The 18,882-nt window shown below is 38.2% G+C and carries 17 protein-coding genes, 3 tRNA genes and 2 rRNA genes; 5 read left to right on the top strand and 17 right to left on the bottom strand.

What is annotated here, in order from left to right; translation table 11 throughout:
• The first annotated feature begins 423 nt into the window (after positions 1-423).
• Genes lepB through BUB28_RS14620 form a run of 3 tightly spaced genes read left to right on the top strand, consistent with a single transcriptional unit; the run spans position 424 to position 2,895 of the window.
• On the top strand, positions 424-984 hold the full coding sequence (gene lepB, locus BUB28_RS14630) for a signal peptidase I (protein ID WP_072952276.1): 561 nt from the start codon (positions 424-426) through the stop codon (positions 982-984).
• Positions 981-1,832, top strand: a complete 852-nt coding sequence (locus BUB28_RS14625; protein WP_072952275.1) for a class C sortase — start codon at positions 981-983, stop codon at positions 1,830-1,832. The genes lepB and BUB28_RS14625 overlap by 4 nt, the downstream gene beginning before the upstream one ends.
• A 4-nt stretch (positions 1,833-1,836) precedes the next feature.
• Positions 1,837-2,895, top strand: a complete 1,059-nt coding sequence (locus tag BUB28_RS14620; RefSeq protein ID WP_072952274.1) for a Cna B-type domain-containing protein — start codon at positions 1,837-1,839, stop codon at positions 2,893-2,895.
• Positions 2,896-2,932: 37 nt separating this feature from the next.
• Here BUB28_RS14620 and BUB28_RS14615 read toward each other — a convergent pair whose 3' ends face one another.
• The 11 genes from BUB28_RS14615 to BUB28_RS17600 all read right to left on the bottom strand — a co-directional run bounded on the left by BUB28_RS14615 (position 2,933) and on the right by BUB28_RS17600 (position 14,339).
• Positions 2,933-3,583, bottom strand: a complete 651-nt coding sequence (locus BUB28_RS14615) for a sortase (protein ID WP_072952273.1) — start codon at positions 3,581-3,583, stop codon at positions 2,933-2,935.
• Positions 3,584-3,929: 346 nt separating this feature from the next.
• A complete protein-coding gene (locus BUB28_RS14605) occupies positions 3,930-6,785 on the bottom strand; it encodes an ATP-binding protein (RefSeq protein ID WP_072952272.1) in 2,856 nt (951 codons plus the stop codon).
• Positions 6,772-9,297, bottom strand: coding sequence for a PAS domain-containing hybrid sensor histidine kinase/response regulator (locus BUB28_RS14600; RefSeq protein ID WP_072952271.1), 2,526 nt, complete (start codon positions 9,295-9,297; stop codon positions 6,772-6,774). Before BUB28_RS14600 ends, BUB28_RS14605 begins: the two co-directional genes overlap by 14 nt.
• Before the next feature lie 82 nt (positions 9,298-9,379).
• Positions 9,380-9,715 (bottom strand): Hpt domain-containing protein, encoded by a 336-nt coding sequence (locus BUB28_RS14595; RefSeq protein ID WP_072952270.1) that lies wholly within the window; start codon positions 9,713-9,715, stop codon positions 9,380-9,382.
• A 27-nt stretch (positions 9,716-9,742) separates the two neighbouring features.
• Positions 9,743-10,099 carry an Hpt domain-containing protein gene (locus BUB28_RS14590; protein ID WP_242940005.1) on the bottom strand — a complete coding sequence of 119 codons (357 nt, stop codon included), beginning with the start codon at positions 10,097-10,099 and terminating at the stop codon, positions 9,743-9,745.
• Between the two features lie 13 nt (positions 10,100-10,112).
• Positions 10,113-10,862, bottom strand: coding sequence for a LytR/AlgR family response regulator transcription factor (locus tag BUB28_RS14585; RefSeq protein ID WP_072952268.1), 750 nt, complete (start codon positions 10,860-10,862; stop codon positions 10,113-10,115).
• A gap of 28 nt (positions 10,863-10,890) precedes the next feature.
• Entirely contained in the window at positions 10,891-11,301 is a 411-nt protein-coding gene (locus BUB28_RS14580; RefSeq protein WP_072952267.1) for a sporulation initiation factor Spo0A C-terminal domain-containing protein, read from the bottom strand.
• 236 nt (positions 11,302-11,537) lie between these two features.
• A complete protein-coding gene (locus tag BUB28_RS14575; RefSeq protein WP_347497386.1) occupies positions 11,538-11,711 on the bottom strand; it encodes an AlbA family DNA-binding domain-containing protein in 174 nt (57 codons plus the stop codon).
• A 381-nt stretch (positions 11,712-12,092) separates the two neighbouring features.
• The gene (locus BUB28_RS14570) at positions 12,093-12,410 is read right to left on the bottom strand and encodes a hypothetical protein (RefSeq protein ID WP_072952266.1); all 318 of its coding nucleotides are present in this window, start codon (positions 12,408-12,410) and stop codon (positions 12,093-12,095) included.
• 10 nt (positions 12,411-12,420) lie between these two features.
• Positions 12,421-12,570 carry a hypothetical protein gene (locus BUB28_RS17140; protein ID WP_175547865.1) on the bottom strand — a complete coding sequence of 50 codons (150 nt, stop codon included), beginning with the start codon at positions 12,568-12,570 and terminating at the stop codon, positions 12,421-12,423.
• Positions 12,571-13,292: 722 nt separating this feature from the next.
• Complete coding sequence (locus BUB28_RS17600) at positions 13,293-14,339, bottom strand: dockerin type I repeat-containing protein (RefSeq protein WP_072952265.1); 1,047 nt, start codon at positions 14,337-14,339, stop codon at positions 13,293-13,295.
• A gap of 284 nt (positions 14,340-14,623) precedes the next feature.
• Here BUB28_RS17600 and BUB28_RS14555 point away from each other — a divergent pair, with 284 nt between their 5' ends.
• Both BUB28_RS14555 and BUB28_RS14550 read left to right on the top strand, forming a co-directional pair.
• Positions 14,624-15,181, top strand: a complete 558-nt coding sequence (locus BUB28_RS14555; RefSeq protein WP_072952264.1) for an RNA polymerase sigma factor — start codon at positions 14,624-14,626, stop codon at positions 15,179-15,181.
• Positions 15,165-16,562 (top strand): hypothetical protein, encoded by a 1,398-nt coding sequence (locus tag BUB28_RS14550; RefSeq protein WP_072952263.1) that lies wholly within the window; start codon positions 15,165-15,167, stop codon positions 16,560-16,562. The genes BUB28_RS14555 and BUB28_RS14550 overlap by 17 nt, the downstream gene beginning before the upstream one ends.
• A gap of 88 nt (positions 16,563-16,650) precedes the next feature.
• Here the strand turns inward: BUB28_RS14550 and BUB28_RS14545 are convergent, their stop codons facing one another.
• From BUB28_RS14545 to BUB28_RS14520, 6 genes are all read right to left on the bottom strand, one after another.
• Positions 16,651-17,736 (bottom strand): trypsin-like peptidase domain-containing protein, encoded by a 1,086-nt coding sequence (locus BUB28_RS14545; protein ID WP_072952262.1) that lies wholly within the window; start codon positions 17,734-17,736, stop codon positions 16,651-16,653.
• A 454-nt stretch (positions 17,737-18,190) separates the two neighbouring features.
• Positions 18,191-18,266: transfer RNA gene (locus tag BUB28_RS14540), tRNA-Asn, on the bottom strand.
• 8 nt (positions 18,267-18,274) lie between these two features.
• Positions 18,275-18,391, bottom strand: a 5S ribosomal RNA gene (rrf, locus tag BUB28_RS14535).
• Between the two features lie 8 nt (positions 18,392-18,399).
• Positions 18,400-18,471: transfer RNA gene (locus BUB28_RS14530), tRNA-Glu, on the bottom strand.
• Positions 18,472-18,477: 6 nt separating this feature from the next.
• Positions 18,478-18,553 (bottom strand) — tRNA-Lys (locus tag BUB28_RS14525).
• A gap of 123 nt (positions 18,554-18,676) precedes the next feature.
• Positions 18,677-18,882 (bottom strand): 23S ribosomal RNA (locus tag BUB28_RS14520); the annotation flags it as partial.

Here is an 18,882-nt window from a genome sequence, read left to right as displayed (position 1 = left end):
ACAGAAACTATAATTTTTAACATCATTTCTCGTTTTTTTGTAGGATAGCAACAATATTCATTCCGTTCTTTGTGTGCTTTAACCATAGAAAAGTTGAACCATTTTTATACAACATGAACAGTTTTTTTCGTTTTATACTACGCGAAATTTCGTTCACACATTGTTAATCTCGTGTTCTGAATTTGGAAATTTTTTGGTGTTTTACCCAAACAAAAATATTTCTTATTGTTACCAATGACGAAATTTCGCTTTATTCAATGATTGTTAACACTTTATGATTGACTTGTCTCATAATCAGAAAGTATAATATACACATGGAGATTTTGCCTTTATGAACACTGCCCCGGCACATGAAATAAAATAATTGTATTAACATATCCGTATATTACAATTTGTATATAAAGAAAGGCTGCGAATCGTATCATGGACGAAAAAATTACCACTGAACAGAATAAAAAGCCCCAAAGCTATAAAAAAGCATTTGCAAAAATGCTGCTCAGCACACTTTGTTCACTTGTGGTCGCCGCAGCTGTTATCGTCCTTATCTGCAATTTTATTTTCCCCGTATACAGAGTTACAGGAAGCAGCATGGAGCCCACTCTGAAAAAAGGACAGACTATTCTCTGTAATAAGTCATCAGACATAAAAAAAGGCGATGTTATCGCCTTCTACCATAATAAAAAAGTACTTATAAAGCGTGTCATAGCCACAGCAGGCGACGTAATAAGCATATCCGACAACGGCACTGTGGAACTTAACGGCACAAATCTTGCCGAGCCATACGTGAGCAAGCCTTCACTGGGAGAATGTGATATCACCTTCCCGTTCACAGTCCCCGACTCCCGTTATTTTGTAATTGGTGACAACAGGAGCACCTCCGTTGACAGCCGTTCAACAGCTGTAGGCTGTGTTGCTGAGGAAAACATCATAGGAAAGGTCTGCATGAGGGTCGCCCCCATAGGCTCATTCGGTAAAATAAAATGAAAAAGAGCAAACGAAGTCTTATCGTAAATATCGTCCTTGTCCTGTCTCTTGCCGTGGGACTTTGTATAATGATATATCCCACATTCAGCAACTGGTGGAACGCCAATAAGCAGTCCCGCGCCATAGCTGTATACGACCGCAAGGTCAGCAGTATGGACAATGCCGACAAGGAGCGTCAACTTGCAAGAGCAAGGGAATACAATGCCGAGCTTGCAAAGCTGAGTGCGCCCCTGAGCGATTACAAAAATATAAAGGGATACGAACAGGTGCTTGATATCACGGGAACAGGTATAATCGGATATATAGAGATACCCAAGATAAACACCTATCTTCCCATATATCACGGCACAAGCCCCGAAGTCCTCAATGTAGCCGTGGGACATCTTGAAGGAAGCTCACTGCCCATAGGCGGAAAGGGCTCTCACTCGGTAATATCCGCCCACCGCGGACTCCCCTCTGCAAAGCTTTTCACCGATATAGACCAGCTCACGGAAAATGACACGTTCCGCATCACGGTACTTGACGAGGTGCTTGATTACGAGGTGGACGAGATAGCTACGGTACTGCCCTACGAAATGAGCAGGCTTGCAGCAGTCCCCGATAAGGATTACGTCACTCTTATGACCTGTACTCCCTACGGCATAAATACTCATCGTCTGCTGGTAAGAGCACACAGAATAGAGACTGATGCACCGCACACGGTAAAGGTACTTACAGACGCTGTTCCTGTAGATGAGATAAAGGTACTGCCGTTCATTGTAATACCTGTTCTGATATGCCTGATACTGTTCTGGATACTGACAGGCAGAAAGGATAAAAACGAAAGGAATAAAAGTATAAAGAGGTGATCTCATGCCCTGTATAAGAAGAAAAATAACACACATCGCAGTATTCCTGCTTTCCTTATTGGTCTGTCTGTTATCCTGTGTTCCGCTTTCTGTGAGCTGTGATGACAGCGGAGAACACTCCATAAATCTGATATGCCGAAAAGACGATACTATCCTCACGGGTATGAAGTGGAGACTTTACAAGGTTGGAGAACGCTCAGGCAGCGGCATAGTTCTTACAGGAGCTTTTGCAGGTTATCAGATAGATACGAGCAATATAACAGAGGAAAATGTTGAGCAGATAGCTAAAACTATCGCAAGCTATGCGGTCGTTGACGGAGTCTCTCCCGTTTCAAGCGGCGAAACAAACAAGGACGGAGAACTCACATTCAGCGGACTTAGCAAGGGCGTTTATCTTGCCGTAGGTCGCACACTACAGGTCGACAAAACCTTCTACGTGCCGTCTACACTGCTCCTTGAAGCCAATGACAGCGATGTTACATTCAGCTATGACGCTTATCCTAAATTCGCATATATAACTCTCAGCAGTGTTGTGGACTCCTATACCGTAAAAAAAGTCTGGATAAATGATACTCCCGAAAGCATACCACACCCCACGTATGTTACTGTAGACCTTTACCGCAATGACAAGATATATGATACAGTGACCCTGAATGAGGAAAACAACTGGGAATACCGCTGGAATGACCTTGAACCAATAAACGACTGGTACGTTGTGGAACGCCATATTCCTGTAGACTATACGGTCTTAATAGACTTCAACAGCAACCAGTACCTCATAAAGAACAGCTACGATCCAACCTTTACCCCGGGAACAACGACTACCGTAACCGGTACAGCTTTAACAACAACTGCCCTCGATGAAAAGACTACCATAAAGACTACAGCAACCTCAACAGCAACAACCAAAACTACTACACAAACACCCCAAACCACAACAAAGGAGCTGCCGCCTCTGATACAGACAGGACAGCTGTGGTGGCCTGTTATCCCCCTTGCAATAGGCGGAATACTGTTATTAACACTAGGATTACTCATAAAATCGAAAAAAGATAATAAATAAGAAAAAACATCTTCAGTAGACTTATACTGAAGATGTTTTATTTATTGTCTATCCTGCTGCCTCTTACGGCAACTCTCGCCTGACCGCTGAAGTTACAGGTAAAAAGGGTAATATCCCAATCAGAGCCTTTGCCGTTAAACATTCCCTCAGAATCGTTTCCGTTAAGTACTCTTATATCATCTACGCGATACCTGTGTACCGTTCCTTCGGTATCAACAAACATTATCTCATCGCCTTGATCGAGCTCGTCTATGCGCCCGAAATGGCTGTTATAATTATGTGCGGCAATAATTAGGTCGTTGCCGACTGTAGAACCGCTGAAACGACAGGGTGAAAGCTCCAATGCATCATAACTCCAGTTATCAATTACAGGCAGCTCAAGTTCAAGGGAAGGAATTGAAATATATCCGCAGTAATCCCTGCCGCCAATATTAACAGGAGAAGGCATATCTGTTGAATTGTTTTCAAGTTCATATGGTGCAAAGAGATCATCTGCCGGATTAGATGCTTTCTCTGTAGTACTTACGGCTGTATCAGGCTCAGGGATAAGCTTAATAAGCTCCCTCATGACCTTATTTGACTCATTTTCCGCCCTTTTATCCTGCATTATATTATAGCCGCACAATGCCAGAGCAGCCAGTATAAGCAGCACACCGCATATTATAAAGATCCTTTTAATAGTTTTCATGATATTTACCTATCCGCTTATTACTTTACAAGCCGATTATAGCACCAAATCAAGATATTGTCAATATCAGCGATAATAACATTTTGTGTATAAAATAAAAAGTCCAAATCAAAGATTTGGACTTAATTGGCTCCCCCTGCCCGGCTCGAACGGGCGACAACTCGGTTAACAGCCGAGTGCTCTACCACTGTAAGTGATTTATACCAAAAGTATCAAATCTTCACTTAATTCTGAATATTTGATTAATGCAATTATATCATAAATAAAGCATAATTTCAAGACCATTTTTTTAGATTAGAATCAAGATGAAGAACAATGATATTTACAACAAAAGATAAAACACACTTTATATCAAAAGTTCAATAAGTGTCTTTCTGATCTGTCCGATATCATACGGTTTTGCAAGATGGCCGTTCATTCCAACAGACAAAGCAAGTTTTTTATCTTCCTCAAACGCATTTGCAGTTACAGCAACTATAGGAATATCAGCTTTTCCCTCATCCTTTAGCGAACGTATTCTTTTTGCCGCTTCATAGCCATCTATAACAGGCATTTGTATATCCATAAGAACAATAGAATAATGCCCTGCATCAGCTTCTGTGATCTTTCTGACAGCACTTTCTCCGTTTTCGGCAATATCAACTGTCAAGCCCATTTCTTCAAGAATTGCTTTGGCGATCATCTGATTCATTTCATTATCCTCTGCAATAAGAACCGTTTTTCCTTTAAGATCATGAATACTGACTATATCACCTTTATTCTTGTCTGTGCCATCCTCTTCTGATACTTTATCAACTATCCTGCAAGGCAGATAAACTATAAATTCACTTCCCCTTCCTTCCGCGGAGTTTACAGAAATAGTTCCTCCCATCATGTCTACTATTTTCTTGGTGATAGCCATGCCAAGTCCCGTTCCCTGAATACCGCTGACTGTACTGGTCTGTTCACGGGTAAAGGCATCGAATATCATATTGCGGAACTCTTCACTCATACCGATACCGTTATCCTTTATACGAAATTCAAACCATGCTGTTTTATTATCCGTGAGCTGTTTCTCTATAACTTTCAGGCTTATCATTCCGCCTGTGGGAGTGAACTTTACTGCATTAGAAAGTATATTCAGCAATACCTGCTGAAGTCTGAGCTTATCGACAAAGATATCATCATGTATGATGTCATTTGTGTCGATATTGAAATTAAGCTGTTTAGATGAAATATTGGCATGAACAATGGTACATATATCATTTATAACATCTGTCAGGTGTGCTTCAGATGCATTTATCAACACCTTGCCGCTTTCTATGCGGCTCATATCCAGTACATCGTTTATCAGAGACAACAAATGCTGACTTGAAACACTTATCTTGCCAAGATAATCCCGCACCTTCTCCTTGTTGTCTATATGCGAATCCGCAAGCGCTGTAAATCCTATAATAGCGTTCATAGGAGTACGTATATCATGTGACATATTATTGAGAAATACAGTCTTTGCACGGTTTGCGTGTTCTGCCGCCGACAGCGCATCGGAAAGTGCGTCCTTGTTCTCATCAAGCTCTTTATTCGCCTGTTCAAGTTCAAGTCTTGACTTTTCTATAATAGCAAGTTCTTTTCTCGAACGCTTTATATCACGGACAAGCAGAAACATAACAAGCCCCGTTATTACACCAGCTATTGCAATGAACACGGCTGCATTATCCCTTAACGCCTCTGTAAAGCCATAATTATACAGTTCATCTGTATATCTGTATGCCCGATTATGAGCATATTCACTGCCAACAACTGCAATCCCCCTATTGATCAGCTTAAGCAGCTCCTCGTTTCCGATCTTTACACCGATACAGCGATCATCATTCCTGCTTATGTTACGATGTGAAAGATTGCGGAATCTGCTGTTTTTCAGAATATCTGTAGCCCTCATGCCATCCAGTGTAGTAGCCCCTGCTTTGCCTGAGAGCACAGCTTCAAGACATTCTTCAATAGAATCACAGCTGATGATTTTTGCATCAGGATAATTTGTGATGATATAGTAGTACTGTATCGTGTTGTTTCGGTTTACCGCAAAACTGCTTACTGTATCGTTATCATATCCGTTATTGTAAACGAGTTCTGTCGTGGTAGAAATTACAGGACTTGACTGGTATATCCCATTTTCTTCGGAATAGTAAAGACCTCCGCCAACAGGAAAAGCTGCATCTATCATATCCGTTTGCACAGCAGCTATCATATCATCATAGTTTTTATATCCTGTATAGGTCACATTGATCTTATTAAGCCCAAGGTCATTAAATATTTCAGGGATAAGATCCTTTATTAAACCTGTAACGCTGCCGCTCTTTCCCGTGTCACTGTATGGGAGACAGTTTTCCAGACATCCAATCCTTATCTCACTGTGAGTATCTATCCATTCTTTTTCAGCAGCTGAAAAAGCTCTTGACGAAACGCTTACAGGAAAGTATTTGTGATTCAGATAATTAAGATAATCAGGCTCATCAGCCGCAAGCATATTCTGTGCTGTATCAAGCTCAGAAAGGATGTCACTGCGGTATCTGCTTACACACAAATAATAGTTTGAGTCTCCGAATGAAAAAAGAACCTCGGCGTGGTCTCTGCCGTAAGCGCCGTCACCTTCAGCCGCCAGTATATCAACATTCTTTGAATCAAATTCGGAAAAAAGCTCCTCATAATCAGAAAATGCCATTACCTCTGCTTTTATGGCATGACTGTCAAGATATTCTCTCAGCGTATCTACCATTGCACTGTCCAGCACACCTATCTTTTTTCCGTTAAATGTCTGAGGATCAGCAGTAATGTCAGTATCTGTCTCATGCTTCACAAAGTTATACGTTTCACTTCCCATAGGAAGATCAGGATATCCTATAAGCTCTTTCCGTTCTTCCTTATATGCAAGTCCCGCAACAACATCTACTTCACCGGCAAGAAGCATATCATATACATCCCCGAAGCTACCATAGACGTATTCATATTCCCAGCCAGTGTACTCTGAAAGTTTAAGGTAATATTCATATGCATATCCCGATTTTACGATGCCATCTTTTGCGCCTTCCTGAAAGACTTCATTTTCATAGTATCCTACACGTATCGTTTTTGGTTGTTCCTGTGCAGAAACTCTTATCGGTACAGCAAATGTCATTATTATTGTCAGTATTATAATAAAAGCGGTTATTGCTTTATTTTTCTGCATTGTTGTATCCTCTCAGGTGTAAGTTGGTCTGTTCTGCATCCCATATCAGTTCTTCCAGCGTATGATACAGACGCTCTGCTTCAACAGGCTTTGATAAATGTGCGTTCATTCCGACCTGTAATGATAATTGAACATCCTCGTCAAAGGCATTGGCAGTCATAGCAATGATCGGTACTTTTTCAGCGTCGGGGCGTCCAAGTGAACGTATTTCTGCTGTAGCTTCAAGTCCGTCCATTTCCGGCATACGAACGTCCATCAAAACAGCATCATAATATCCGACCTGACTATCCGAAAACATTTCAACAGCAATTTTCCCGTTCTCTGCATGGTCTATTATCATTCTCTTTATTTTCAGCAGTTCCTTTATTATCTCTGCATTAATAAAGACATCTTCAGCAAGAAGAATATGCTTTCCATTAAGATCTGCACGTTTTCTTTCACGGAGCATGAGTATATTGTTCTTTCTTGCAATACGCTCAAATTCACTTATTACATCTGAGGCAAACAGCGGTTTAGCAAGGAAGCTGTCAACTCCGATATGTATCGCCTCATCCATGATCTCGTCCCAGTTGAAAGAAGTAAGTATGATAATAGTCGTTTCTTTTCTGTAAAGCTTTCGTATCTCTTCTGCACATTCGATACCGTCCATTTCAGGCATTTTCCAGTCGAGAAGAACCAGATTATATGGTTCATGCTTTGTATGCTGCACTTCAAGCATTTCCAGTGCGCTCCTGCCATCAAGGCAGATATCAGCCTTGATACCTGCTTCATCAAGGACTATCCTTGCGTGCTCGGCGGCTACTTCCTCATCATCTACTACAAGCACACGCATTTCTTTTGAATCAATGAATACATCTTCCGCTCCGCTACGCTCGCAGTTTTTCAGCGTTACAACAACGGTAAATTCCGTACCAATGCCCTTTTCCGATCTAACAGATATAGTGCCATTCATGATATCAACGATATTCTTTGTTATTGCCATACCAAGCCCTGTGCTGCCGTACTTATTGTTCCTGGTTGAATCCTCCTGGGCAAAGGTGTCAAAAACCTTCGGTAAAAAAGCTTTATCCATTCCGATACCCGTATCTTTAACTACAAATCTTATTATCGACTTATCTCCAAATACAGCTGTTCTTTCAACAGTAAACGTAATATGCCCCGGAGCATCTGTAAATTTAATAGCATTGCTGAGAATATTTATAAGTATCTGCTTCAGCTTCATATCATCGCCGACATAGTAATCGGAAATACCGTCGATGACCTTGCATTCATATTTCAGACCTTTATCACTGCACTGTGTCATTACAATAGTATTTATCTGTTCAAGCATTGCACGGAATGAAAATTCCTCTTTCCCGAGTATCATTTTTCCCGATTCAATACGGCTCATGTCAAGAATATCATTAATAAGTCCCAGCAAATGGCGTGCGCTTTCACCTATCTTTTCAAAATACTCCCTTGTTTCAGGGTCAAGATTTGTATTTCTCAGTGCAAGGCTGTCAAGACCGATTATGGCATTCATTGGTGTACGTATCTCATGGCTCATGCTGGATAAGAAGGCAGTTTTTGCCCTGTTCGCCTGTTCAGCAGCTTCAAGAGCTTCGCTTAATGCCTGATTCTTTGCCATTGTTTCACGCATTTCCTTGTCGATATTAGTGAGTCCCAGACCTATCGCATGGACTATATTATCGTCTCTGTCCTCGGCATGACGCACTCCTGCCATTCTTATCATCTCATAATAATCAAAACCGTTCCTGTGTGCAAGATAGCGATAGGCTATAATGATATTCTCCGACAGTGCCTTTCTGATATTATCGGGATCAATAAATTCAATAAAACCATCACGGTAATTCTCGTCAACGAAATGTTCGGCATACCATTTAAATCGTTCATAGTATGGGAAATGAACACCTTCTGCTGTTTGCTCCTTATCATTCAGATCACCCCGATAACAAACGGCATCATTCATATCAAGATCTATATGATAAACGCTTCTGTAATCCGAGGCAAGTGCAGTTATCATCTTATCCTGCTGTTCACGCTGATTTTTTTCTTCTATAAGCTTCTCCTGAAAAGCAAGGCGCTTTTCAAGCTCCTGCTGTTCATGTTTTTTGGTAATATCTGAAATAAACACATAATAAATTCCGCCATAGGCTTCTGTATCGGTATAATGGCCGTAGTCATCCACCCAGCGGACTTCTCCGTCTTTTCTGATGATACGGTACTCTACACAGTCAAAATTATCCTCGTTTTTCTTTATTTGTTCAATAATCGAAGCGGCAACAGATGCCCTGTCATCAGGATGTACCATTCCGCGAAAGGTATAGCCGGTCAGTTCTTTGAATTCGGAAATATCCTTGCAGCCAAAAATACTGATAACTGCTGCATTTGCATAAAGCAGCTCCTCAGTTTCATTCGCTCTGTATATAAAGAAGCCGCCGGGCATCATTCTTCCTATAGCCTTTACAATGTGCATTGTCTGTTCGTTCAGTTCAAAATGCTTACCAAACATGGCTTATACCTCCAAAATTGAATAGTATCATGAAAAAAGGGAACACTTCAAAAGAACCGTTCCCCCATATCGTTATTGTTTATTACAATTCACACAGTCTTTCAAACTCAGTTTTAAGCTTGTCCATAAGTTCAGTATATTCTGTATTTGTTCTGTTTCTCAGCAATTCAGTAATATCAGTGACAGGTCCGGTCAAGGGTGTAAGAGATAGATTTGCATACACTCCTTTCAACGAGTGTGCAGTCTCAAAAGCCCCATCAAATTCTTTCCTGACAAGCTGCTGTTCAAGTAAATAAAGCGTTTTATCTTCTGTAAGCTTACCAACGAGATTTAAATAAAGCTCCGCCTTATTCAGACATCTTGAAAGTCCGTCATCAACGTCTGCACCGAACTCACGGAGCTTTTCAATTGTTATCATATTGTTTCTCCTTTACAGGGCTGATTGTTATAATACTCCGTCTTTACTATGTATATTGCACCATAGCTTATAGATACGCTCATATTCTTCCACGATCTTCTGACATAGTATGCCGGCTTTTTCAGTTTCATTATTTTTCAGTACCCCATGTATCACACATATATCAGAAGCCAACCTGTCAAATCCGAGAGTAGAAGTGACGCCCTTGAGAGTATGAGCGGTATTGATCGCTGACTGAAATTCATTATTGATGATCTGGTTTTTCAGATCTGCAATACTATTTTCACTGAAAAAAATTGTCAGGTATTTTTCTATTCTGTCAGAACTCAGAAGCCTGCTGAGTAACAGATCATAATTTTCACCTATTGCATTATAAAAATCCATAAGTTCCACAAAGTCACGCTCCCGCTATTTCAGCTAAATCACCCGTTAGCACAGCATTTGAATTGTATTCAAGATACATACGTCTAATATCCTTAATGCTCTTTTTTCTGACTAAAACTATTTCATCATTATCCATAACAAAATTTTCATTCATACTTCTTACATAATAAAGGTTAACAAGGAAACTTCTATGACACCGTAAAAAACGCTTGTCATCAATATCGTTCTCCATCAGATCAAGACGTGTATATATAGTATGTACCTTGCCGTCACTGCAATGGATCAGACATTTCGTATTTGAGCTTTCGATATATCTGATATTATCATAGGAAATATATTCTACGCTGCTTCTTTTCTTAACTATAATCGTATTTTTGCGTCTGCCTATGAGAATCCTGTCCATTACATTACAAAATTTCTCATAATTATGCGGCTTCAACAAGTAACCTGCAGCATCTACGTCATAGCTTTCAACTGCATACTTATCAGAAGCAGTAAGAAAAACTATCTTCCCGTTATAGCCACCTGAACGAAGTTTTTTTGCAACTTCTATGCCAAGAAGACTATTAAGGTATATGTCAAGAAAAATAATATCATATCTGTTGCTTTCCTCTATATCGTCGATCAGAGTACCTTCATTACAGTATTCTGTAACGTGATACAGAAAAGACTTGTCTTTAAAATAGCCATCTATCATTTCTGCAATTACAAATCTGTCAAAGCTGCTGTCATCACAGACCGCTATTTCAAATACATCTTTCATTTCTTACTCCCTTGCTTGTAATTAGTAGTTAAAATCCTGGTGTAAATCGTTTTTTGTTATTAATTATTCTGTACTTATCTGCTAATAACCATATAAATTCACTTAAATAAGGCTTGCAGTCATCATAATAACCGAGAATATCCTTTATTCCATCACTATTTCTGTCCCACGCAGCTTCTATGGAATATCTGAGACCACGTTCGATTCTTTTAACGGACGAATCAAGTTCATCTGCAATCTGAGGATATAGCTCAGTTGTAAGCTTTACATTTATATTATTCGAGCGATTGATCTTTAATATGATATATAAAAGATAATTATATCCTGCTGTATTTCTTGGAATTCCAAGCTGATTGAGCAATGAGGCAATGATGTCCCTCTCGTTCATAACTTCCGTAAGCTTTTTTTCATTATTTTCTTCTACACATAAATTATACATTTTATACCTCCGTTTTATAAATTAATAGATTTGTCTGTAATAGTATAATAGCATATTTTTTGTCAGAAAAAGAATAATTATGAAAATAGACGATTTCATTATGAATTATAATGCATAAGAAAAATACTTTTACCAAATGAGCTCCTGCAATTAATTTCAGTATTTATCGCCTCTGTTTATTATTACCCAATAACCTTTATGCGTAGTCCCAACTCTCCTTATTATCTTTTCATCCCTTAATCGCTTAACATAATATGCAAATTAACATCTGCTACTATTCCAAGAGAATTTACTTTTTTGTTTGAAATATCTTCTAACAACTTCTTGCTCTCTTCAACTCCGACACCCTTGCCGTCATCATTCATACCTATATATATTTTACCGCCCTGTGCGTTTGCAAAACCGCATATCTATTTAAGATATTCATCACACCATGATTCTTTCCATTCTATATTCTGACTTTTAGACATTATGCTCTCACACCTTTAACTAATTTTAATCTATATAAACCGAATGGCAGTATTACCTTTATTATTGCCACTTATCAACCACAAAATGATTATGATACAATATTATTGTATCATAATCCAGTATTATTTTCAAGTTAAATTATGTTTATAAATTATTTAACCCATTCCATCCCTCGCAAAACTGCTCATACTCCATATTAAGCGTTAAATTTATCTTATATCCTTTGCCTATCTTAATTCGGCTTTTGACCTGAGATATTATCATTTTCTTCTATTCTAGCGACAAACGCTTTTACCACCCATATGTATATCCTTCCTTTATTATAATAGTATATTATTTGATAGTTCATCTTTCAATTCACATTTTCCTTTGTCTGATGATCTATCATCGGACAGTATGCCTATACGCTCCTTGAATGCTTCCAGTATTAACCAGAGCACATTGTCCTTAATATCTCCCTTACATTCTGACCTTGGCTTAAAGGTAATGGTCACTTCACAACCTGCTACATTTTTCAAAATAGTAGGATCGTTATGTTCTTGAACTTCTTTTTCTCTTATAATCTTCTTGATACCGATATGACGATGCACATTATCGTTAATATCCGGAACTGAACTCGTCATTGTATCATTATACATATAAGCAGGATCACAAGCAGCCGTTCCGTCTATATGGGTTTGCTTTCAGCCTTTCAAAGTCGGAGTGAGGAAGGAATACCCATTTCTCAACCTCACAGCGTTTGGTGTTGTGATCAGAAGCCTTGTGAATCAGCTTACCGTTCATGTAGAATTTGTTCATCTGATTTCCTCCTGTCATAATTATTCCATAGACAGCAGGCGTGATCTGCTTTCTATGTATCTGCCACAGGAGGCTCACAAATCGTTCACAATGGCTTTTGTTGATCTCGGTGGTGTAGTTTCCCGACCTGCAACCGATGCCGTCAGAAACGACTCACAAATCGCTGATAGGTTTACTAACAGATGGTTTTCGGGGAAACAAAAAAGGACTCGATCCCAGTGTTTTCACATTTCGTGATAACCACTAAAACCGAGTCCTTGAACTTTATAATATGAACATGACAATTTAATCGCAGTATGAGAAAATAAAAAAGAGACACTCAACCAAAAGATAGCCGCACCTCCATAAAAACGCTATCTCAGTTGAGTATCTCTCATCATTTTGGCTCCCCCTGCCCGGCTCGAACGGGCGACAACTCGGTTAACAGCCGAGTGCTCTACCACTGTAAGTGTTTTATACCAATTTATATACAACATCTAGTGGAATAACTGTTCTATTTTATAAGCAAGAACTGCCGCCATCTTATAATACAAACTATTAATATATCTTTATATCAATGCCTTTGGCCAACTGATATGTTTGAAGTGCAAAATCATCTGTCATTCCGCTTATATGGTCAATTATTAAATGAACTCTTAACCACCATTCAATACTGTTAATATTAATATTGTTAGCATTAAAATGATAAGTAACATCAATAATACAAAAGCTTATCTTTTGACTTATAAGCCAAGAAGCATTTTCTGTATTGTATGAGCATCGCCTACAGTTATGCCGTCACCGTCCATATCCCCGTTGAATTTGCCCTGTTCAGTAAGATGATGTTCAGCCGTACCATCTATACCGTATTTATTTGGATTTGCAAGAGCCTGCATAATAAGTACTGCATCTGCCATATCCATTTGTTTGTCGCAGTTAGAATCTCCTTCAACCGCATTAAATAAATCAACATTATTTGTTTTGAATACTGGAGGTGACTCTTCATTTATAGCGAATCCGCCAAAAACACCGATTTTCTCATTGACTTTCATTGAAAAGTCTATCCACTCTTTTAACGTCATGTTACTTGCAGGAACTACAGAAGCTTCATATGCAGTAAAGCCTTCATCCTTATCCGAGAAAGAAGTAAGTTCAACTGTAGCATCAGGTAAAAGTTCTTTTGTAAGTTCAACCAATTGATTACGTTTTGCAATCTGTTCTTCAGGTGGCGTCCATATGCCCTTGTCATAATCATATGAACAGAATCCGAAACGGCTTAAGCTTTCGCTGTTGGCTATGCCTTCATGAATGGAATACAGATCAGTACTGTAAACGAATTCCGTGATAAGGTTATTGTCATTCAGAAGGGAATACAACATTTTGATATCATTATTTGATACGGTTTTATACAGTCTGCATTCATAGTTTGTTTTTTCAACATGAAATACTTTCCCGTCTATTCCAACTTGCTGCAAAGCATCGGAAAGAATTTGTCTGCCGTTAGCGTCAGGAAGATTTATTCTGATTGCATCGTAATTTTCCTTCGTCAGCAGCTTTACTGTACAACCTGAGTCATTTTCGTTTGGCATCTTGATGTATAGTTCATAGTCATTTGGAAAATTTGGATCTTTCTTCGAAACCTCAACCTCCTTAATGAAGGTATAGCCTTCAAGCTGCTGATGAATAGTCTCATAAGAATCAGCAGGGATATAGATTGCAGAAGCCGACAACGGCATAAGGGATACTGCGCATGTTAATAATGTTGTTATACCTGTTATGAGCTTTTTCATAAAAACACCTTCTTCCATAGATTTGGCTTAACAAGATGACGTATATCAGAAATATACATCAGTCATTTTATTGCCTTTGTAATATTAGTCTTTTCGTAATAGGCAATTTTCGTATGTATATTGAAAAAATATCTGAAATATGTTATATTTTGTATAGATACACAATACACCTGACTTGTTTTTGTGCATTATGTGGTTTTTATGCGAATATTTTGAATTAAACTACGAAAAAAGGCATTAATAAACAGACTAAAGATTAAGGAACCCTTGTAAGGAGGGATATTATGGATAACGGCGCAAGTAGCTACCACCGTTTTCTATCTGGCGATAAAAACGGACTTGAAGAAATAATCCGTTTTTATAGTGATAGCCTTACTTTGTACATATGTACACTTGTTGGAAATATGGACGATGCAAGAGAAGTTATGACTGAGACCTTCGTCGAATTATATGTAAAACAGCCTAAATATTCAGGAAAAAGTACATTCAAGACATGGCTTTATTCCATAGCCAGGCACATTGCATATGATTTCCTGAAACACAAAAATAAATATACTGCTCTGTCTGTGGATGAATTGAAAGATCTTCCAAGTAAGAGTGATCTTGAAAAAGAGCTTGATAACAAAGATGAAAAGGAACAGCTTTATCATGCAATAGATAAGTTGAAACCCGAATACAGGCAGGTTATTTATCTTATTTATATTGAAGGCTTCAGTAATACCGAAACGGCGGATATAATGAAAAAAAGTAAAAAGCAGACTGGCGAACTGTTGTATCGTGCAAAAAAGGCTTTGAAAAAAATACTTGAAAAGGAGGATGGCGGCTATGAAAGATCACTATGAGAAAATATTCGATATAGTTGTCAAAAGAGGCGACGAAAGACTTAAAAGAAAAAAAATCATAATGTCACGTTGTACTCGTGTCGCCTTTTCATTATCAGGAATTTGTGCGGCAATTGTTGTTGGATTTAGTATCTGGCATAATAAGGATATAAATCATCTCATAGTGCCAGATAATAATATTATAATTTCAGAACCATCAACTGTCAGCTTAACAACTTCAACTCCAAATACAGTTACTTCAGGGACTGTTTCTCCTCAAGTGACTGAAAAGAAAACTGTTACAACCAAGAATCATACCACCACATCTGCCTCTTGCTCAACTTCTAAAGCTGCGTCATCAGCTGTTACTACTGCAACTGCCAAACCTCTGAGAACTACCAATGCAACACAAACAAAACCTGTTGAACAGCCAACTCAAGCAACTACTACTGTTGTTAGTAGAGATATAAGAATAAATAATCCTGATGCTAAACTGATAATCGACAAATTCAGCGAGATTCACCTTGATGATGGTACCGTTTACAGGCTAAAACAAACTGATAATGTCACACCCATAGGATTAAAAAAGGAAACTAAGGAACTTATAAATGATGACAGTAATGAAAATAAAAGGTATATTATAAATGCTGAAATCTATGATATAGCTCTTGAAAATTATAATGGAATGATAGCAGTAAAGTATGAAGGCAGCAATGAAGTATACTATTATTCTGCAGTTAATGATAATGTAAACAGTATGGAACAGATTCGTTTCAATGTACCATTTGGCAAACTGGGCTCTAAATATGTTTCTTGCAATGTTCAGCACGTTGACGATAAAAAAATTGGCGAGTTTCTTGAAGACATCAGCTTAAATGGGAAAAATGAGATCACTGGAGAAGAAGTATCAATTGGTGCAAAAGTATTTAAGATCAATAATATTTCTTCTGATTGTGCGATAGCTATAAAGTACGATACTGATAACGAATATCACGTTTTCAGAAATATTAACTATTCACCCGAAACACTCGGTCAGCTTATCAATGATATGAATCTTGAACATGAAATGATAATAAACGGTGTGTACGTCGATGATACCTTCTATAAAATAGATCCCGAAAAGCTTTGGGAGATTTTATTTAACGACAGAGACATTGAAAACTGCGGCAGCGGTATGTCTCAGGGCGATTGTGGAATAAGTATAGATATTCCATTAACGGGAAGAAAAAACATTGGAATAACTGTAAATAGAAACGGTTACATCTCAACAAACATAGCTGAAAGCGTTGCAAAATTCAATATCGGTACTGCAAAAACCAAAGAATTCATTGATTATGTCAATCAATATGGCGTTATAATTGAAAATGAAACCAAACAAAAAGAAGAATCTCCATTGGAGTGATTCAAAAGTTAAAAAGTAACTTGATAAAAAGAGTCAGTACAAAATTGTACTGACTCTTTTTTGAGAATAACTACTTTATTTCGTAAATTCATGAATTGAATTTAACAAGATGCCATATGTTAGGACACATACGAACACCCGAATTATATTGATAATCTCCTTTTCCAGAAGTATGAATGCCAATGACAATATAATAATGTTCACCATTATATACTAAATCGGTATATATAGGTGAACCGCTTGATCCAGAATATGTATCACAAGTATATTTCATTTCATTATATCCACTGGTACTATTTTTTAAACGACCTTCACCTGTTGATTCATAAGTCAAATCTGTTGGAAACCCCGTTACCGAAATATCTGCTTCTTCAATAATCGCCCTATCTAAAGCATATCCATGTCCAAAAACATTATAATCTGACAAATCACATAAATCTGAAACAGTAATTAGTGCATAATCCGTTGGAGAAGCTCCAGAATAATCGCTTGGTATACTGTAATCAACGGCGGAAGGAGTGTATTCTACTACTCCATTATTATCGTAGAAAGTAATACTGGAAATCTTTTTACCATATACAACATGCCCAGCAGTTAAAATTCCATTCTCGCTTACCACAAATCCTGTGGCCCATGTACCATCAGTTTTAGTAATTTTACAAATTCCTTTGTGAGAGTAATCTGGATAACGTTCATCTACTCCTATGACTGATCTGTCAGATGAGTTTCCAAATGATGTTAAGCCTATTGTTGCTGCAGCATTAACATTATATGTTTCTAAAAGTGAACCTGTGGTTGCAGAATATCGGTAATATTGTTTTGTGGTGTTTAATAAATGTGTAGTTGAACCAGTGGTATCATCAGGATTTATAGATACTGGGTTATTTAAAAGATAATTTTGCAACCTATAGCAGTCCAATTCACTAATAATACCGTCATTGTCAAAATCCGCTTCATCATGATCAACAATATTATATGTTCCTGCTATGTACTGATATATCGTTATAACATCTGCAAAATCAGTATCTCCATCATTATTAGCATCACATTCATAAGTATATGTATAAGTTGATATTGCGTTAGCATTAGAATTTGTGTTGCAACATAAATTTATACATCCAATAGATACAAAAAAGGCTATAACTGACGAGGTAATATTTTTCATTATTTTCATATAATCACTCCTTAAATAAGTATTAGTAGATATTAGATTGGTTTATGAAAGATTAGAAATAGATATATCACCTCCTACAACCAAGCATACTTATTCACTACAATTTATAAACTTAATAATAATATTATAACAGGATAGTTCATATGCTCTTCATTGGCGTCTCCCCCTATAAAAAGATCTTAGAAAGCACTTTTTAATAAAGATAAAAAATCTTTATATCAATACTTGAACATATGATAGACACGAATACTACTAACCCTGATTAAATTTAGCTCTCGTTGGCTTACAAATCGATGATAGTTTTCTATCATTAATTCTAGTGAACAAAAAAGAACTCGATCCCAGTGTTTTTTCAATTCGAGAAAAGTACTAAAATCAAGTCCTAACTACAATTGATAGGAAATAAACAGAAAAAAAGAGACATTTACCTAATTTGGTTAATGTCTCTTTCGTTTGGCTCCCCCTGCCCGGCTCGAACGGGCGACAACTCGGTTAACAGCCGAGTGCTCTACCGACTGAGCTAAGGAGGAATATACAGTGTCGGCACTGATTTAGTTTCCCGGGCCGTCACCAGCCAAGTATCGTCAACGCGAATGAGCTTAACTTCCGTGTTCGGAATGGGAACGGGTGTGACCTCATTGCCATAAGCACCGACTATTTATATGACCCGTACCAGAATCGAACTGGTGTTACCGGCGTGAGAGGCCGGTGTCTTAACCGCTTGACCAACGGGCCAAATTTTGGTGCACCATCGGGGACTCGAACCCAGGACCCACTGATTAAGAGTCAGTTGCTCTACCAACTGAGCTAATGGTGCATATCAAACTGCTTAACTATTATATCACATTTAAAAGGATTTGTCAAGCGATTTTTTCAATTTTTTCAAAAAACTTTTGAAGGAATAAAGCGTAATGCGAGGCTAGAACTCTGAATGAAGTAAAAAGGAAAAGCCCTCGACCGATTAGTACTCGCAAGCTGAACGTGTCACCACGCTTACACTTTGAGCCTATCAAACTCATAGTCTATGAGAGGTCTTACTCTTACGAAGGGATATCTTATCTTAAGGTCGGCTTCACGCTTAGATGCCTTCAGCGTTTATCCGTTCCGCACTTAGCTGCCCAGCTGTGCCATTGGCATGACAACTGG

It is taken from the genome of Ruminococcus flavefaciens (assembly GCF_900143025.1).
Lineage (GTDB): Bacteria > Bacillota > Clostridia > Oscillospirales > Ruminococcaceae > Ruminococcus > Ruminococcus flavefaciens_I.
This window is presented reverse-complemented; position numbering and strand designations above follow the sequence as displayed.

Excerpts from the sequence above, each read along its gene's own strand:
- BUB28_RS14605 (WP_072952272.1), bottom strand. The coding sequence starts at position 6,785 with ATGCAGAAAAATAAAGCAATAACCGCTTTTATTATAATACTGACAATA.
- BUB28_RS17600 (WP_072952265.1), bottom strand. The coding sequence starts at position 14,339 with ATGAAAAAGCTCATAACAGGTATAACAACATTATTAACATGCGCAGTA.
- BUB28_RS14600 (WP_072952271.1), bottom strand. The coding sequence starts at position 9,297 with ATGTTTGGTAAGCATTTTGAACTGAACGAACAGACAATGCACATTGTA.
- BUB28_RS14595 (WP_072952270.1), bottom strand. The coding sequence starts at position 9,715 with ATGATAACAATTGAAAAGCTCCGTGAGTTCGGTGCAGACGTTGATGAC.
- BUB28_RS14615 (WP_072952273.1), bottom strand. The coding sequence starts at position 3,583 with ATGAAAACTATTAAAAGGATCTTTATAATATGCGGTGTGCTGCTTATA.
- BUB28_RS14570 (WP_072952266.1), bottom strand. The coding sequence starts at position 12,410 with ATGTATAATGATACAATGACGAGTTCAGTTCCGGATATTAACGATAAT.
- BUB28_RS17140 (WP_175547865.1), bottom strand. The coding sequence starts at position 12,570 with ATGAACAAATTCTACATGAACGGTAAGCTGATTCACAAGGCTTCTGAT.
- BUB28_RS14580 (WP_072952267.1), bottom strand. The coding sequence starts at position 11,301 with ATGTATAATTTATGTGTAGAAGAAAATAATGAAAAAAAGCTTACGGAA.
- BUB28_RS14620 (WP_072952274.1), top strand. The coding sequence starts at position 1,837 with ATGCCCTGTATAAGAAGAAAAATAACACACATCGCAGTATTCCTGCTT.
- lepB (WP_072952276.1), top strand. The coding sequence starts at position 424 with ATGGACGAAAAAATTACCACTGAACAGAATAAAAAGCCCCAAAGCTAT.
- BUB28_RS14550 (WP_072952263.1), top strand. The coding sequence starts at position 15,165 with ATGAAAGATCACTATGAGAAAATATTCGATATAGTTGTCAAAAGAGGC.
- BUB28_RS14590 (WP_242940005.1), bottom strand. The coding sequence starts at position 10,099 with ATGGATTTTTATAATGCAATAGGTGAAAATTATGATCTGTTACTCAGC.
- BUB28_RS14545 (WP_072952262.1), bottom strand. The coding sequence starts at position 17,736 with ATGAAAATAATGAAAAATATTACCTCGTCAGTTATAGCCTTTTTTGTA.
- BUB28_RS14625 (WP_072952275.1), top strand. The coding sequence starts at position 981 with ATGAAAAAGAGCAAACGAAGTCTTATCGTAAATATCGTCCTTGTCCTG.
- BUB28_RS14555 (WP_072952264.1), top strand. The coding sequence starts at position 14,624 with ATGGATAACGGCGCAAGTAGCTACCACCGTTTTCTATCTGGCGATAAA.
- BUB28_RS14585 (WP_072952268.1), bottom strand. The coding sequence starts at position 10,862 with ATGAAAGATGTATTTGAAATAGCGGTCTGTGATGACAGCAGCTTTGAC.